At 69.0% G+C, this 1,512-nt stretch carries 2 protein-coding genes; both read right to left on the bottom strand.

The annotated features are described in order from the left end of the window. Positions 1 to 2: 2 nt before the first annotated feature. Entirely contained in the window at positions 3 to 1,136 is a 1,134-nt protein-coding gene (locus RMO12_RS13605) for an acyl-CoA dehydrogenase family protein (RefSeq protein ID WP_309624117.1), read from the bottom strand. A 19-nt stretch (positions 1,137 to 1,155) separates the two neighbouring features. Then, complete coding sequence (locus RMO12_RS13600; protein ID WP_309639692.1) at positions 1,156 to 1,497, bottom strand: PIN domain-containing protein; 342 nt, start codon at positions 1,495 to 1,497, stop codon at positions 1,156 to 1,158. Positions 1,498 to 1,512: the final 15 nt, after the last annotated feature.

Below are 1,512 nucleotides of genomic sequence, written 5' to 3'. Positions count from 1 at the left end.
GCTCAGTAGCGTTTGGCGGCCTCGTCGAGCATGACTTCGGTGGCGCCGCCGCCGATGGCGAGGATGCGCGCATCGCGCCACAGGCGCTCGATTGCGGTGCCCTGCATGTAGCCCATGCCGCCATGGAACTGCTGGCAGGTCTGCACCACTTCGTTGACCAACTCACCGGTCAGCGCCTTGAGCATGGAGACGTCTTGCACCACGTCGCGGCCTTGCGTCACCAGCCAGGCGCAGTGGTAGAGGTAGGCGCGGGCGGCGCGTGTCTTGGCATCGAGCATCGCGATGCGCTGGCGGATCGCCTGCTTGTCCCACAGTGGCGCGCCGAACGCCTGGCGCGTGCGCAGGTGGTCGAGCGTGAGCCGCAGCGCCTGCGTCGCGTGGCCGACCGCCATTGCGCCCAGCGCAATGCGCTCGGTCTGGAAGTTCTTCATCACCGACTGGAAGCCGCGATGCTCTTCGCCCAGCAGGTTGGCGGCCGGAATGCGGCAATCGTCGAACACCAGCTCGGCGGTGTCGGACGACAGCCAACCGGTTTTCTTCAGTGCCCTACCGACGGTGAAACCGGGGGTGCCCTTCTCGACGATGAACATCGAGATGGCATGGCGCGCCTCGCCGGTGCGCGCGGCGATGAAAAACAGGTCGCCGTACACGCCGTTGGTGATGAAGAGCTTGCATCCATTGAGCACCCAGGTGTGGCCGTCGCGGCGCGCGGTGGTGCGCAGGCCCGCCACGTCGGAGCCCGCGCCCGGCTCGGTGATGCCCACCGCCGTGATGAGCTCGCCACGCGTGATGCCCGGCATCCAGCGTGCCTGTTGCGCGGCCGTGCCGGCCAGCTGCAGGTGCGGGCTCGCCATGTCGGTGTGGACCAGCACGGTGACGATGAAGCCGCCGAAGGTCGACTGCGACAGCGCCTCGGCGAACACCAGGTTGGTCAGCGCGTCGGCGCCCGCACCGCCGTGATCGGGCGAGTGCATGAGGCCCAGCATGCCCGCTGCGCCCATCTTCCTGAGCACCTCGCGCGGCGTGAAGCCGGCTTCCTCCCAGGCAGCGCCGTGCGGCTCGACCTCGCGCGCGATGAAGCGTGCGACCTGCTCGCGCAGCAGTTCGTGTTCGGGGGTGACGAAGATGTTATCCATGGGTTCAGGGTTCAAGGTTTCAATGCCGCCAGACCTTCAGGCCCCGCAGCGATTCGAGGGCGTCGAAGTCGCGGTCGCTGTGCAGCAGCGCGTAATCGTGCTCGATGCAGTAGCTGGCCAGCAGCACGTCGACCGGGCTCGCCACGGTGCGCCCGCGAGCCCGCAGCGCGCGGAAGTGCTGCGCGGCGCGCAGCGCCTCGTCCTCGCCACCGATGGCCACCACCGGCAGCGCGGCGAGGGTGCGGCGCGCGGCGTTGTAGTCCTTCTCGTCGCGAAAGCCACGCAGCACCTCGAACAGCACCAGGTCGGCCATCGCGAGCGGCGCGCCGCCGTCGTCCAGCAGCACCATCAGCTGCGCCACGGCCGCGACGCTGCG

The organism is Methylibium sp. (assembly GCF_031393925.1).
In the GTDB taxonomy this organism is placed as follows: domain Bacteria; phylum Pseudomonadota; class Gammaproteobacteria; order Burkholderiales; family Burkholderiaceae_C; genus Methylibium.
This window is presented reverse-complemented; position numbering and strand designations above follow the sequence as displayed.